9 protein-coding genes and 1 tRNA gene are annotated in these 15,949 nt (G+C 33.8%); 4 read left to right on the top strand and 6 right to left on the bottom strand.

Features of this window, described 5'->3' with window-relative positions; translation table 11 throughout:
* Nucleotides 1-545: 545 nt before the first annotated feature.
* From TERY_RS19735 to TERY_RS19725, 3 genes are all read right to left on the bottom strand, one after another.
* Complete coding sequence (locus TERY_RS19735) at nucleotides 546-1,067, bottom strand: phycobiliprotein lyase (RefSeq protein WP_011613444.1); 522 nt, start codon at nucleotides 1,065-1,067, stop codon at nucleotides 546-548.
* Nucleotides 1,068-1,264: 197 nt separating this feature from the next.
* Nucleotides 1,265-2,026, bottom strand: coding sequence for a phycobilisome rod-core linker polypeptide (locus tag TERY_RS19730; RefSeq protein ID WP_011613443.1), 762 nt, complete (start codon nucleotides 2,024-2,026; stop codon nucleotides 1,265-1,267).
* 256 nt (nucleotides 2,027-2,282) lie between these two features.
* The gene (locus TERY_RS19725) at nucleotides 2,283-3,152 is read right to left on the bottom strand and encodes a phycobilisome rod-core linker polypeptide (RefSeq protein ID WP_011613442.1); all 870 of its coding nucleotides are present in this window, start codon (nucleotides 3,150-3,152) and stop codon (nucleotides 2,283-2,285) included.
* 664 nt (nucleotides 3,153-3,816) lie between these two features.
* Between TERY_RS19725 and TERY_RS19720 the strand changes: the two genes are divergently transcribed.
* Complete coding sequence (locus TERY_RS19720; protein ID WP_011613441.1) at nucleotides 3,817-5,436, top strand: MBL fold metallo-hydrolase; 1,620 nt, start codon at nucleotides 3,817-3,819, stop codon at nucleotides 5,434-5,436.
* Between the two features lie 419 nt (nucleotides 5,437-5,855).
* On the opposite strand, the gene TERY_RS19715 is transcribed toward TERY_RS19720, so the two are convergent.
* Nucleotides 5,856-6,170, bottom strand: coding sequence for a DUF6679 family protein (locus TERY_RS19715; RefSeq protein ID WP_011613440.1), 315 nt, complete (start codon nucleotides 6,168-6,170; stop codon nucleotides 5,856-5,858).
* A 1,688-nt stretch (nucleotides 6,171-7,858) separates the two neighbouring features.
* Between TERY_RS19715 and TERY_RS19710 the strand changes: the two genes are divergently transcribed.
* Complete coding sequence (locus tag TERY_RS19710) at nucleotides 7,859-9,625, top strand: CapA family protein (protein ID WP_011613439.1); 1,767 nt, start codon at nucleotides 7,859-7,861, stop codon at nucleotides 9,623-9,625.
* A gap of 595 nt (nucleotides 9,626-10,220) precedes the next feature.
* On the opposite strand, the gene TERY_RS19705 is transcribed toward TERY_RS19710, so the two are convergent.
* Entirely contained in the window at nucleotides 10,221-10,868 is a 648-nt protein-coding gene (locus tag TERY_RS19705) for an FG-GAP-like repeat-containing protein (RefSeq protein ID WP_011613438.1), read from the bottom strand.
* Nucleotides 10,869-11,342: 474 nt separating this feature from the next.
* Here TERY_RS19705 and TERY_RS19700 point away from each other — a divergent pair.
* Both TERY_RS19700 and fba read left to right on the top strand, forming a co-directional pair.
* Nucleotides 11,343-11,414 (top strand) — tRNA-Lys (locus tag TERY_RS19700).
* Between the two features lie 641 nt (nucleotides 11,415-12,055).
* On the top strand, nucleotides 12,056-13,135 hold the full coding sequence (fba, locus tag TERY_RS19695; protein WP_011613437.1) for a class II fructose-bisphosphate aldolase: 1,080 nt from the start codon (nucleotides 12,056-12,058) through the stop codon (nucleotides 13,133-13,135).
* Between the two features lie 400 nt (nucleotides 13,136-13,535).
* Here fba and TERY_RS19690 read toward each other — a convergent pair whose 3' ends face one another.
* On the bottom strand, nucleotides 13,536-15,668 hold the full coding sequence (locus TERY_RS19690; protein ID WP_011613436.1) for a pentapeptide repeat-containing protein: 2,133 nt from the start codon (nucleotides 15,666-15,668) through the stop codon (nucleotides 13,536-13,538).
* Nucleotides 15,669-15,949 lie beyond the last annotated feature (281 nt).

Genomic DNA, 15,949 nt, shown 5'->3' with positions numbered 1-15,949 from the left:
GTACAAATAATTGGGTTTTTAACACTATAGTTTTTGATCTAAATATGATTCCCTTTATTTATTAGTTTAAGTACCCCTTTACGATATATAATCCAGATATTATAAGCTATTAACTTGTTCTTAACAAAAACCTATACCAGAAAAAAAGTCTGTGACCCAGGTCATAAAAAACATAAATATTAGCATAAAGAGTCTGATTTGAAAAAAGGTGATTTTGGATTACTAAATTATCCTGTAATCTAACTAGATAGAGTAATTAAGTTATTCAAGTTTTTCTTGTATGCTGTATGGTAAATATTTACCTTATTCCCTCTTTATTGTTAATTTTTTTCTTTTTATTCTCAAGTTTTTTATCAGCAAGCCCTATTTATCTGGTTATCTAAGTATAATTAGATGTAACTATGTCTCACAGTTACTATAACTGAGTATACACCAAGCAATATCAAAAGTTTTATCTCAAAAAAACTGTGTTATGTAGTCAAAATTATTTGTACCTAGCTAATTAACTATTGCGATTATTTTACAAATTATTTTTATTCAGTTGATCAAGAACGAATTTCTGATGAAAAAGAAGCAGTTAATACACCATTACCATCACTCGTTTTAATCAACGATACTCTAAACCTAAGATTGGAAGTATGGAACCAAATTTTTTCTTCCGCAGCAGCACTTTCATATTCTGTATATAGAACAAAAGTGTCATCTTCAGTAATGTAATATTCTCCAACAGCAGAAACAGTCTCTGCATAACCTTGGGAACGTAATAATTTGCCTTTTTTTAGATTATCATCTTCAGGTATTGGTACTAGGACACAACTACCTTTAATAATCTCATTTTCATCCCAATCTGATTCTCCTTCCCAACTCATCTTAAAAGGAGAGACAGCATTCTCTATATCTACTCCACTAGAATCACATAAATTTTTTACTTCATGATCAGTTTTTGGTAAATCAACAATATCTATTGTGGAACGAACTTCTTCAAAATGACTCAATGCTAAACTGTGGCCACTGCGTTGAGATCGCCAACATCCTATAGAACGTTCAACAAATTCTTCGATATCCATTATTGCTATTTTTAAAATTATTTAAAGTGATATTGATAAAAGAAGATACTATTTTGTAGTTGAATATAAAATCAAAATTGAAACTTACTCCAAAGAAAAACCCGGTTTCTTTGTATTTTAGGACAACTATATCCCGCCATATTTTCGCGACTAACCGGGTCTTTTCAAGAATAACTTGCAGGTTCTTAAATTTTGGTCTAAGGAACCTCAGTAATTTTTAAGATTTTACCACCTGTTCTTTGGATACTGTTGATTTTTGAACTTAACTGTTCGTAAGATACTGTATAAGTTGTCGCGCTCTTCTTCACAACAGGCCCAATACCAGTTTTGGTAACTGAGATTTGGAAACGTTTAACTCTGTTATTATACGGCCCACCTACAGTAGCAGGTTTTTGAATCTTTGTGCTCAAATTAGCACCTAAATCTAAAGTCAATTGGGAAGGTTTGTTTCTATCACTTGTAGCATTTCCTCGTTCCAAAGCAAATGTCCTATTAAATGTGATATTTTTCATCCCAACTACAGTACTAGTACCTTGTGGATATGGAACAATGTTTTCCCCAAAGTTTTGAAGATACTCATAACTGTCTGTGTAAGAATTAATTTCTGCTTCGTATCCCTTTTCATTATATATACAAATGTGTTGAGAAATTTCTGCCTGGTCTTGGGGGGCACGACCTAACAAATGCTTAAAGTTTAGTTCTACAAATCTATAAGGAGAACATGATTCAAAAAACAAGGAGAAATATAAGTCTGATTGAGCAACCATATTAACAAATTGACGGACAGAAAATTCTCCACCTATGAACAATGATTCGGCGCTAATTAGACGCTGGCTTTCCATTACATGGATATTTCCCAAAACTTGCTTATAAACAGCTCTAATTACAGCTTGTTTTTCATCTTGTGTTGCATTCCAACGTAGTTCTATTGGATCGATTTTTTCTACCCAAAGTGACATTTTAACTCCTCTCAAATCAAAGATTATGATTTTTTTATACTATTTTTGCAGTGTTTATAGCTCACAGCCATTCATCCATAAAGTACAAAATGAATAACTACCAACTATAAACTACTACAAATTAATTCAAAAATTGTACCCTTTTTTATCCTAGATATTATTACTAAAGAGTAATAACCTCATTTTTAGTTTTTATGAACCTAGCAACTAAAAAAAACTCAGGAAATATGAGTAAATAATTTTCTAATTTTAACCCCTAACTAATAGGAGTAATACTTGCAATTACACCACCCTGCCGATGAATTCTTTGATACTCTTTAGAAAGTTGATCAAAAGGTACCAAAAATACTTGATTACTACGGCGGAATCTAGAAACACGATTTACTACTTTTGAGCGATAAGCTGTTACTTCAACGCGGTAAACTTTACCACTAGAACTAGCTCCGACTCCATGTCTACTTCTAGCACCCAAAGGTGTATCCTGGAATGACCAACCATCTGAACCCCCAGAAGGAGGAACTACTGCTAAAGGTGTTTCTTGAATCACATATTTATTTAAAGCAGGGCTGTTTCCAGATAAACTTCCTTTTAAGTCGCTGCTGGAAGCCCCCCGTAATAGTTGGAAGATATGAGTAAAACCAACCATTTTTTTACCAGTTTGGGTTTTGTAACCTCGATAATAAGGAACAATATTTTCTCCATAAGCACTACTATACTCATCACTATCAATGTAGGAATCAATATCAGCTTCAAAACTTCCTTCATCCAGAAGATTACTGTGAAGCTTCATTTCATCGTAGCCATCGGGAGCACGACCTAAAAAGTGCTTAAAATTTAACTCAACTGAACGATAGCGGGGGCAAGGGTCAAAGAACCGAGAACGATACAAGTCAGAGCGTCCAACTTGACGTACAAATTCACGGACAGTAATTGTGCCTTCTTTAAGTTTAGACTCTGGTACAGTGAGTCTTTCACTTTCCATGACATAAGCATTGCCTAGAACTTGCTTATAGACAGCTCGAATCACAGTTTCTATTTCTTCTGATGAGCGTCCGGGTAAGAGCTCTACGGGTTCTGTATCTTCAAAAAGGCTAACCCCTAACTGAGATGCAGGTCCAAAAACCATTTGAACTATCTCCTAGGTGACAACAAGGTTTACTGAAAAAAAATATATTTTTTAGTTACAAAACTAAAAAAAAAGTCCGGCTCATTACTCAAATCTCTTCTGTCGGCAGAACGAAGAATTGTATGAATTTATGAGCCTATTTTTTTAAGCTTTATACTTTTCTGGAATATACACCGCCACAATACTCTTAATTATAAAGAATTATAAAGTTTTTTAACTATATACAAATGTACACTGGATATTTTCTGAGCAAAGATCGTAAACTAGCCAATTAAGCTAGTATATTCTTTTTACAGTTGAATATTTAGCAATTTTTAGTTAAAAATAGCAGAATGGAAGATTATATGATTTGCTAGCTAATAAAATTATTATTGAAAACAATGCATAATATATAATATATTTTAATTGTATTAATTTTCAATAAAGCAAAGATAAGATGCCTTCAATCTTTTGATTTTTTAAGAATAAATAAACTTTGTATATTTATTTTTTACCTAAAAATACTGCTTCCCTAAACTTGCAATTCAAGACATTAAACGTCAATTTAGCTAACTTTAGCTTGTATTTATATGGTATTTTCGTTCATATTTCTTAAGTTTAATATATCCAAAAATTCAATTTTATTAATAGTTAAAGTTTTCCTAGACGCAAGCAGTTTAACCTTGTGATAAATTTAGAATGTTTAGCTTACAGTGTAGGTCACGCAGATGATGGAATATGTCTGCTAGTTCGCATTGGAATACACCGGATTTTATTAGATTGTGGTATTACAAATATTTCATTATTAACTAATGAAACAAAACAACAACTACCTGCTGATATTGTATTGTGTTCCCACGCACATTCAGATCATGCTCAAGGACTATTAGCACTTCACCGAAGCTTTCCAGATCTGCCAATATATGCTAGCGAGGCAACAACTAAACTTCTACCTCTAAATTGGCCAGAACTTACTATTTGTGAAGTCCCTGATTTTTGTCAACCTCTACCTTGGCACTCACCAATAGAACTTTGTAGTGGTCTAACTGTAGAGCTTTTTCCTGCTGGTCATTTACCAGGGGCAACAGCTTTTCTACTCACCTATACTCAAGGAAATCGAACCTATAAGCTTTTATACACGGGAGATTTCTTTTTATCTAAAAGCCGTTTAGTTGAAGGTCTCCCTTTAGCATACTTACGAGGACTCAAGCTAGATGTATTAATAGTTGAAGGTAGCTATGGCACAGCCCATTATCCACATAGGCGACAATTAGAAAACAACCTTGCAGAAAGGATATATGAAGCTATTGCTTTTGGAACTTCAGTTATCTTGCCCACTCCCCCTTTAGGGTTAGGGCAAGAATTGTTAATGCTTCTACGCAGTCATCATTATTTCACAGGTCGCGATCTGGATATTTGGGTAGAGGAAAAGGTGGCTAGAGGTTGTGACCTTTATTTACAACTATTGCCCCAATTTCCCACAACTGTACAAAATTTTGCTCAACATCAACCTCTATTTTGGGATGAAAAAGTCAAACCACGTGTACTGAGGCGATCGCCCGGAAAATTGCCAGACAAAGAATTACCTTATATCCTTATTGCAGACAAGGATACTGATTTGAGACAATACATTATTAATCAAGATAATTCTGTTCTTATCTTACTGCCGGAACAACCAGGAAAAACATCACAGGAATTAGATTTTGCTTATACTGAAACATACCTTCTCACTGATCATTGTGATGGACTTGGTACAACACAGTTAATTCATAACTTACGTCCTCAACATGTCATTTTTGTTAATGGCTCTCCTAGTTATTTAGCTGACTTAACTAACCTTGAAGAGTTACGCAACCGTTATCAATTACACTCTCCAGCTAATGGTACATTAGTAGATTTACCAATAGGTGAGACGTTTATAGTACCTACATCACTAGAAACTAATTATGAAGGGGAATTAAATGAATTAAACACAGAGGTAATAATTTCTTTACCTCAAAGCATTACAAATGATAGTCGTTGGTCAACTTTCTCTGATACAGGTCTTGTAGAAGTTCGTTGGCAAGGAGAAGAGCTAGTTGTTAGAGGAATATCTCAACGAGAACTTCTTAGTCAAACCACTGACCGCTTGAGCTCTCCTGATTTAAATTGTTGTGGTAATTGTTTACATTACCGAGGACAACGTTGTTCTAATCCTGTTTCAGCTTTATATGGCTTTAAGGTAACATTTGATGGATATTGTCCCATGTTTGAGTCAGTTCATTTTCATTTTCCTTCTACTGAAGAAACAGATAAAACTAACTAGTTAGGGTTTGCTGAAAAAGTTTAATAGTGAAGCCAGAGAATTAGGGGACAACAATCTAATTTACTGATTCTTATATGTAGTGTTTTTCAAATTAAATAAATATCGTAATTGAAAAGTATATTCTCAACAAACCTGATAAACCAGAGCTTATTAAAATAGCCCACAGTTTATTAACAAGATACTTTTGCCCTTGGCAGAGAATGAGCAATAGGTAATAGTTATAGCATATTAATTTTTCAGAATTTCTCCCTCTCACATCTGGGAAAACATCCATTGAGAAAATCTTAGTTTCGTAATTTTTTGAAATTTTTCTCAAGGTTGAGCATTACTCAAACTAATGTATCATAAAAAACAAAACGAGTGTGTTAACATACTTAGCCAAAATAACTTAGTCATAAATCGTCTATTCCCATTATGTATTATTCCTGTTGATTGGATTCTGGATACTGATTGCGAATTTGTTCAGCTTCTGGACAATCTTCAGATACTAGAAGGTCAATATCAGCCTTGGGAACAGAGGCTAACTTTTGGGTAATAGCCCCAATACTTTCTAAACGCACCATTTCTTCCCAAGAACAGATTTCATCCTCTTCATCTGTTTCATAACGTATTGTTACTAAATCTCCCTCTATGTCTAATATCTTTGCTTTCTCAATCCAACGCTGCTGGTCTCGCAAGAAAATACAGACCTCACGACCATCGCAACAAAGTTGATATATCTTGCGTTGTAGCATTGGCTAGTTACACTCCCAATTAATAATTTGTTGACATATTCACTACACCTCTAGTGCAGTGGTTTTCTTGTTTTTAACTTTTCAGTGGGTTAAAGCTTGATCAGGGGTTAGTATCATTTTTTATAGATAGATAGTTTTACAGTTTATCCACTTTTGTTTGTCTTTTCTGAAATCTATGAATATTTTCTGTTGACTATCCAAAAAAAACTTATTAAAATAAATTTCTGGTTTCTTATATTTACTTAAAGTTTATTATAATAAGTTGTAACTTAGAACCCACTTTTTTTCTATATTAGCATGAATAAATGTAATATAGCAATCTGATCATTGGTTATGACAATTTTTATAATAGCTAGTTTTAACTAAAAATATTGAAGTTATGACTACTGGATCCTAATTCTTCAGCACCAGCAAAAGATTACAACTAAAATAGCATTTTGATAGAATCATGATATTGATTGCCATACTCTATGGGTTGATGCCTATATGGCCTAATAGTTTTGTTTTTTTAGTCCAAGGCAAATTAATATCTTTTGTTAGTACAGAAACTTTGCTTTTATAGTCAAATTTTCATCAACATTCTGATTATCTATACAAAGGGTGCAAAAAGCTGTTTACAATGAATTATCTGTGAAAATTATTTCAGGTCAAACTTTGTAGTTATTTTTACAGCTTTTTCATTTTATTTAGCTAAAGCGAGCAAATTATAATTAAGTTCTTAACTACGTTTACTATTATACTAAATATACTCAAAATTTTGACTTCATAAACTGTTAACAAAGCCATAGTTTAAAGAGGATTCCATAAGAAACCACCCTATTCATCTTCCAATATAATCTTTTTTTTTCAGAACACAACTCAAACAAAATGCTGATATAACAGTAGGCTTTTTTTATGGCCCAATTATTAATTTAGCACGGGCTGTAACTTGAAAAAAATACCCTCTCAAACAAGACTGCTTCTATTTATTGTCGTCAGAGAAAAATTTTTAACTATGAAAATACTTTATGAAGTCAAAGTTACTATCAATCTATAGATAAAGTGTGAGGCACGCTTGACAAATATTCTCTAACTTTTTCATAATTAGCCATACTTTCACTATGATAGATTTAGTATAACTTTTCCAGGTCAAAAGTCTACAATATTCATCCTTGTTCATTGAATTAATAACTTCTCCTCACTTAATATTTGATTAAACTTATCTGAGAAATTTAAGTATTCAGCTATTAGCAATTAGCTCGAGCACTTTTTAATAACTGCCAAGCAACTACCAAGGTTACCCAATGACCAATTACATTTTCTATCCTTTCCTCTACTTTCCTAACATAGGGAATAGGAAGCAAACAAAATGCAGGGCAAATGGAATATAGAATGCTTTGCAAACATAACTTTTTAATTCTCTTTGGATACTAATTCACTCTTCCAAATAGAATGATTTAATAGCTCATAGCTGACAGCTGAATGCTTACTGAGAAATTATGGTATTTTTCATTTCAAATAACATCATAGTTCCTAATCTCAGCTTATAAAGATATTAATGTTTTTAGCCCAAAAGTTGAAAGTACCACAGTATAATATGTTTTTAATTGGCAAATTTTATAGTTATACAAACATGATTTCTTTGCTTCTATAACTTAAAGATAAGTTGGTGAATACAACAAGTTGAAAAACTTTACAATATCTAAAATATGAATTACATACCTAATTTGACTCAAAAATCTCTTTTTGAATTAGCAAGTTCCGGTGATTTTCAGGCAATTAGTCAATGGATTAATAAAAAACTTAAACCTCAAGGAATTTCAGCTCGTATAGCTAAAGAAAATACTGGATATCTAGAAGTTTTAGTAGAGTTTCAGACTCAACCTCCTGTAGATAGATTAATTAAGTTTATCTGTTATCAACTTTCTCAACTTAACTATCCTACACTAGAAAAAGTAAAAATTGTGGGGCGTTTAAGTGGTTCACCTAATATACTATGGAAACACTCTGTCAGAATTAATTCTCATGCAAAAAAAAATTTCAATAAGCAATCTAATTTTGTAAACAAAAGTGATAATTTGCAATTTCAAACATTTCGTTATTTGATCTTACTCAGTTCAGCGGTTGCAGCTTTCATTATAGGTATTTTAGTAAGTTATTATAGTGTTTTGGTACGAAATTCAACCTCAGGTCAATGGGTAGAAACTGCTATAGAAAAGGTGAGAGTTGTGGAGCATAGAAAGGTACAAAACTCCCAGGATCCTATGGTGACTTTAATGTTTGGTGGAGATGTTAATTTATCTAACCAAGTTTCTAATTTAGTAAAGAGAGATTATAAGTTACCTTTTGCTAAAATGAATGAGTATAGGGCTGCAGACTTATCAATAGTTAACCTGGAAAGTCCTTTGACCCGTTCTACTCTCAACAGTAGAACTCAGCAACAAAAATCAACGGTAAATCCTAGTTATGTTAAGGCATTAACCTCAGGAGGAGTTGATCTGGTAAATTTAGCTAATGACCATACTTTGGGTTATGAGCAAAAAAGTTTGTTAGAGACAATAGAAACTTTAGAGAATGCGGGTATTCATTCTTTAGGAGCGGGCAAAACAGAAGAAGAGGCTAGAAGGCCAAAAATTTTTGAAGTTAAAGGCCAAAAGATTGCATATCTCAATTACTATGATACAGATATTCAACCAACTACTGAATCAGTATATGTAAATAGTCGGAATAAGGATAGGCTCTCTTCAGATATTCAAATTTTGAAGAAGCAGGTAGACTGGATAATTGTTAATTATCATTGGGGGGTTCAACTCTCAGAATATCCTGGAGATTGGCAGATGAATATAGCGAGGATGACAATTGACCAAGGTGCTGATTTGGTAGTAGGACATCATCCTAAAGTATTGCAGGGGGCAGAAATTTATCGGGGACGACCTATTATATATTCTTTGGGAAATTTTATTTTTGGAGACACTTCTAACAAAGAGAGTGATTATGACACAGCAGTTTTGAAGGTATCTTTAAAACCAGGAAAAATGAAGATTGAGTTTTTGCCTGTAGTGGTTAGTAAGTACCAACCCCACATTGTCAAAGGTGAAAAAGGTAAAGAAATTCTTAAACACATTGCTCAAATTTCTAGTATTTTTCACCAGCCAATGAGAACTCCTATAATAATAAATACGATAAATGATGATTTTAATTTTGTTGGTATTGACTCTTTTCCTAGGGAAGAAAATTCTAAAACTTTCTCAACTCCAATTTTACCTGAGTTACCTCTAAAATCTCCACAAGCTGATCCAAATCCTACAAGCTCTTCTCATAATAATTCAGAGCAAGAAGCAAGTAATAATAATAATAGCTTTTCTTTACCACCAATATTAAGTCCTGCACCCACTCCTAAAGAAAGAATAGATCCTTTCATTAAAAAGCCATTTATCAAAGAACCTTTTATTGAATTGCCTCGTTTACAAATTTAATTAAGGTTATACAAATATCAAAAACTAACTGCTAGTAGTCCTACTCTTTGTGTTTTGTTATTCTCAAAAGTAGAAGAGATGTGTAATGAATTTGGCACTAATACTTACGGTATATTTCCAAAAATTTACCAAATTTCAATCAATCCAATTAACAGTTTAATTCACTTTTTCTCATTTAACTAATAGATATTAATAGTTTTTTTTAACTACTGTAATTATCTTTATCCTTGACTTTGACTTCATTTGTGTACATTGCCTTTAACAAATAAAAAGCCTGTGTCTTCGGAGCTTTTACACAGGCTTTTTAATTTTAACTAATCTTCATCAACCCTAATGATAGGAAGTACAAAAAAAGCTAAAAATTTTGTAGTCAATTTTGGGCTTTTTACTGATTTTATTTTCGACATTTTTTCAGAGTAATGTCATCAAGACGAATGCCGAAACCATTAGCTATTTCCTCATTTAGATGATTAAAGCTGAGAACTGTTTGGTCACTTTCAACTGTTAGGTCATAAGTTTTTTCCTGCCATTCAGTATTACTGTCAAATTCATCAATGGCATCAACTAATTCATTTCCAAAATATACATTGAGTTTTTAATGTTCGACTTCTGCCTGAAGATTATTAGTAGCTTGATAGGCAAAAGTTAATTTGTAGGTCTTCGGTGGTACGGTAGAAATTTTCTGAGAAATTTTAGTTCTTGCATTTATACTATCTAGATCCAAAACTTGTGAGCCATCGTATGGTTTAACGATCTTTGAACTATCAAGTTCGATATATGGTCCCTCAACCAAATTCCAACCCTTGATTGATTCTTTCGATAATTGACAAATATAGATTTCAGGTTCTTCAAAGCTGCCATTAACAACTTTGTTCGCAGATGTATTGTTACAAATGGGAGATGGATCGAGATTATTCAACCAACCTTTGTTAGGTTGCCTAGTATTAGTAACAAAAGTATCAAGGTCATTATTTCCATCCACATCTCCTAAACTTACACCTAAGCTATAAAAATTCCCCAAAGTTTGCTTAGAGTCTGTGAATGTAAAATTACTATCATTAAACCAAACTTTGTTAGGTTGATTGTCAAAATTAGCAACAAAAGCATCAAATTCTTTATCTCCATTCACATCTCTTAAACTTATACCTGAGCTCTTAGAATTCCCAAAAGCTTGCCCTGAGTCTGTGAATATAGTGATAGGTGCTGAAGTAGCATTAAATTTTTGTATTGGGACAACAAACATTATGATAACTATCACTACACCAAGCAAAGCCTGGCCAGTTTTGGGTCGAATTTGTTTCTATTTTGACCCTGGGTTTAATTTATTATTTGTTGTAGTTTTGGCTATATTGTTTTTGAGAGCCCATTTTCTCAGTTCTATGTAAAAATTATCCTCCTTGTTAGGATTGACCTTTACAAACCTTAAGACTAATTTTTGGTCATATCCAAAGACGAATAACAAGGTTGCTATTCAAAACCTGGATTTTTATTGAAAATAATTATAGAATGATGCTCCTGATAATTCTCTCAATACAGGTGATCGTCTGGTTAATTTAGAGCCTAGGTCTTCTGGTCAGATAACTCAAAAAGAAGTGATACGGTAGTTTCCGTCCCTAAAGTTTGGAGAAGATGTCAAAACTTTTCACAAAATCTGAATTTTTTTCGGAAAACTCTTGCAATGTTCCTAATGGCTATGCTATTCTTATTAAGTATGTGAGGGTCGCTAGCTCAACGGTAGAGTACTCGGCTTTTAACCGATTTGTTCCGGGTTCGAATCCCGGGCGACCCATTATAACTATTTGATTTAATCTATAAGTAGTGAACTGTGTGGTGAAATATTTCTGTTGATCGCAAATGGTGAAAGGATTTCTATGTCTATTTCCTTGGAATATAGTCTTTCAGTTAACTAACCTTCAGATATTTTGATTGGCAATAAAATTTATAATTCCTTAATTCTTTAGTTGCCTCTTGTTGGATCTATCTTCCCAGATATTAATTAGGGCTTACTGATTAAATCTAAAAGCATTGACTGACATTAACAAGTATCTTTTTCGGTGGAAAAAGTTCTACCTTTTGGCTGGCTCTTGCTCATTTATGTTGTTATTAGGGACCGAATAATTGCACAAAAGATGAAGGGACAAATATATCGGACTACCTCCTAATTAATTCCAATTTATGGTGACCTCTGAATTCTAACCTCATTAATCATAATTTTTGAGCCTATTCTCAGTATGGATCATTTCTAAAATATGGCCTTTAATTGGGGTTGATGAGTCCCATTTTTAACTATTAGGTTGATAAAACCAAATATATAATATTGATAGACAGAATCTTCAATTTGTCTTAATATTATCGTAAGAATTAAGCTTAGGTAAATCAAGTTACTAATAAGCTAATAATAATAACAAAAGGATATTAGGAGGAAAAGGTATGGCTATTGTACCAATGCGTTTACTACTAGACCACGCAGCAGAAAACGGTTATGGCATCCCTGCATATAATGTCAACAACATGGAGCAAATTCAGTCCATTATGCAGGCCGCAGAGGAAGCAGACAGCCCTGTAATTCTCCAAGCTTCTCGTGGAGCTCGCAAATATGCTGGTGAAAATTTCCTACGTCACTTAATTTTGGCTGCAGTAGAGACTTACCCTCATCTTCCCATTGCTATGCACCAGGATCATGGTAATGCACCCTCTACTTGCTATTCTGCTATGCGCCATGGTTTCACTAGCGTAATGATGGATGGTTCTCTAGAGGCAGACGGTAAAACTCCAGCTAGCTTTGAATATAATGTTAATGTTACTAGTGAAGTAGTTAAAGTTGCTCACTCCATTGGAGTAAGTGTAGAAGGTGAGTTAGGTTGTTTAGGTTCCTTGGAAACTGGTATGGGAGATAAGGAAGATGGTCATGGAGCAGAAGGTAAGCTTTCCCACGACCAACTTTTAACAGATCCAGATGAAGCTGTTCAATTTGTAGAACAAACCCAAGTAGATGCTCTAGCAGTTGCTATTGGTACTAGCCATGGAGCTTACAAGTTTACCCGTAAACCTACAGGAGAAATTTTAGCTATTAGCCGAATTGAAGAAATTCATCGTCGCTTACCTAATACTCACTTAGTGATGCACGGGTCTTCTTCTGTACCTGAAGATTTGTTGGCAATTATTAACGAGTATGGTGGTAAGATTCCAGAAACTTACGGTGTGCCTGTTGAAGAAATTCAAAAAGGAATCAAGAGTGGTGTTCGTAAGGTGAATATTGATACTGATAATCGCTTGGCCATTACTGCTGCTATTCGTGAAGCTGCTGCTAAAGATCCTTCTAACTTTGACCCTCGTCATTTCTTGAAGCCTTCTATCAAGTATATGAAGCAAGTATGTCTAGATCGTTATCAACAGTTTGGTACTGCTGGTAATGCTAGTAAGATTAAGGTTCAAACTTTAGATGAGTTTGCTGATAGATATGCTCGTGGAGAATTAGCTGCTACTACTAAGACAGCAGTTGCAGTATAGTTTGTAGCAAAATTATAATTTTTATTCCAAGTTCTTAATTATCTAATTAATTTAATTAGTTGATCAGAAGTTCTTGAATTGATATCATCCCGACGCTGTTATATGCGAGATAGCCCGGGATTCTTTTCTGTTTCGAATAGTGGCTTTTTGCTTTATTGCGCACTTGCCCTCAGAGATTTTTTTCTTTCCGGTTTTACGTTTACTATCAAGACTCCTAGTGTTAGTCTTATAGGTAAAATATTTATATTATAGGAATTGTCAAATGTCCTAACCTATATAGGGATTGACGGCTGTTAACCCCTATATAAGGTATATAATTCTATTTTTTTGGTAAGTCCTGATTAAGATAACTCAAGACTTCTCATTTTTTTCCAGTTTGAGCTACTTTTTTCCTCCTAACTCAATTGCCCCCACATTTTTCGTGAATTCCTCCCTGTTTACAAATATAATTAATTTGATTAGGGCTTAAGTTTTTAGCAGAATTGAAATTAACTCCTCTTAAATGATCGGATTTAAATGTATCTATTGGGCTGGCCAAAAATTGATCCGTCTGATTAGGTTTTGGAGCTGCAAATTTTGCTCCTTTGAAATCAGTTCCACTTAGATTTGCTCCTCGCAAATCTGCTAAACTTATATCGGTATTTCGCAAATTAGCATTTTGCAGTTGAGCATTCCGAAAGTTGGCATTAGTTAATAAGGCTAAACTTAGGTCTGCTTTTTTTAAATTAGCTCTACTGAAATTTGCTCCCGATAAATTTGCTCCTTGCCAGTTAGATTCTCTTAGATCAGATAATTGGAAAGTAGTACCTTCAGCTTTGACTTTACTTAAATTAGCTCTGTATAAATTAGCCTTTGATAAATCAGCACTTCCTAGGTCTGCACCAGTAAAAGTTGCCTCTGTTAAGTTTGCTTGGTGTAAGTTAGTTTCTATTAATTTGGCACTACTGAAATTTGCTTGTGTTATGGTGGAGCCTGGCATTATAGCTTTACTAAGAGTTGCTCTGAATAAATCTGCACGTTTCATAATAACTGGACCTAATACAGCACCTGTTAAATTGACTTCTATCAGATTGGCCCCACTTAAATCGGCAATTGAGTCATCAAAAGTTCCTATACGATTATCTTTTCCAGGTCCATAGAAGCGACTATTTTTAAAGCTAGCCTGATTGAGAATAGCACTTCTGAGCTTAATTCCAGATAAATCAGTGTTTTCTAAGATTAAGGTGAAACTTGCTGGAGTCGAAGTAATTTGACCTAAATCGACCCCACTCAAGTTAATATCTCTAAGTGAAAGTGAGCCACTATAAACTTTGAGAATTTTGGCGATCGCTTTTTGAGTGGCTCGTATTCGCAGAGATACTAAGACTTGCTCTTTAGTATTACTACCATAACTTAAAGACTCCAGATCATTTTTAAGAGCTTGATTTAAGCGACGCAGTTCTGGCAGCACAGTAGGTCCAGCACTAACTAAAGATTGTTGAATTCCGTCAAGTATGCTTGGTTCCTTTTCTTGTGCTAACAAATCTACCAATAATGGTATGGCACGGGGATCTTGAGTGGACCCAAGGGCTAAAACTGATACTCGTCGTTGCTGAGGTTCATTGGAAGTTAATGACAATTTATTGATAAGAGCCAAAAACATATCATTATCTTGTTGTTTAAACTCACGCCAATTTGCTTGATTTTGAATATAAACGTGAGTACCAAAAATAGTTCCCAAAACTGAGACTATACCTACACTAGTCACAATTAGCCAAGTCACCCCTGGATTTTTTCGCATCCAAGACCATAGATGAAAACTTTCTGATTTTTTTTCACTCAGAACAATTGTTGCTATGGAAGTTTTTCTATTAGTATCACTTAAATTAAAGGGATTAGAATCTAATTGACCAGAGCGAGCATCTATAACAAAAGTATTTCCTAATTTATCATGCCCTGTACGACCCAGTTTATTAAAACGAACAAAATAAATATCAATACAGGAAGTTAATCCTCCTAAGAAAAAAAGGATTCCTAAAGAAGGAAATGCTCCAGTCATACGCCAAATTAAGTAGGCAGTTCCCATGGGAAATCCCCACTTTCCCAAACCCTCACGAATCAAGGTTTTTTTCCAACCAGGAGAATTTCCTAAAGCTGCCACTACTCTAACTTCAAACCAACGTTTAGGTAATGTTTGACCTGTTGTCGCTAATAAAAATAACTGCCAACTTATAATTACTGCAGGAGTTAATAATGCTGTTGACCATAGTAAATTAGCTAAAGGGGTTACTTTTTGATAACGATTTCGCAAAGGAATTCCGAAGGTATTGGCAATTACTTCTTTAGTTTTTGCTACAGCAGGATTAAGAGGAACAGATTTGTTACCTATGTTACCTAACTGACCTAGCCAAAATGGAACTGTTCCACTCACTAGAACGAGGGATATTTCCGTAGCCCAAGCACCACATCTACGAACCCACATTGGTAGTTGCTTAGATTTTAAATGCCACGATGCCTCTGGGTTGTTATTAATCCCTGAATCACGGCTTGTCATATTTATATAATTTACTTTAATATTCCCAACTTTTAGAGTAACTTTTTTGCATTATTAAGTAAGGTAGTGTAGCTAAATTTACCTGTTTTTAGCCTTGATTCTTAATTTTCCTGACTTGGAAAAAATAGAGTACAAGTGTTATATTGAAACTGGTTTTATCTCTACTTTACCGATACTTACTATCCAGTTATCTGTGAACTTTAGATATTGTTAACAGATAAAACCTACAATAGGTTTATATAGTTTTTGAAATTAATTTCAGGTAAATTATAGACTATTAT

This window comes from Trichodesmium erythraeum IMS101, from assembly GCF_000014265.1.
Taxonomy (GTDB): Bacteria; Cyanobacteriota; Cyanobacteriia; order Cyanobacteriales; family Microcoleaceae; genus Trichodesmium; species Trichodesmium erythraeum.
This window is presented reverse-complemented; position numbering and strand designations above follow the sequence as displayed.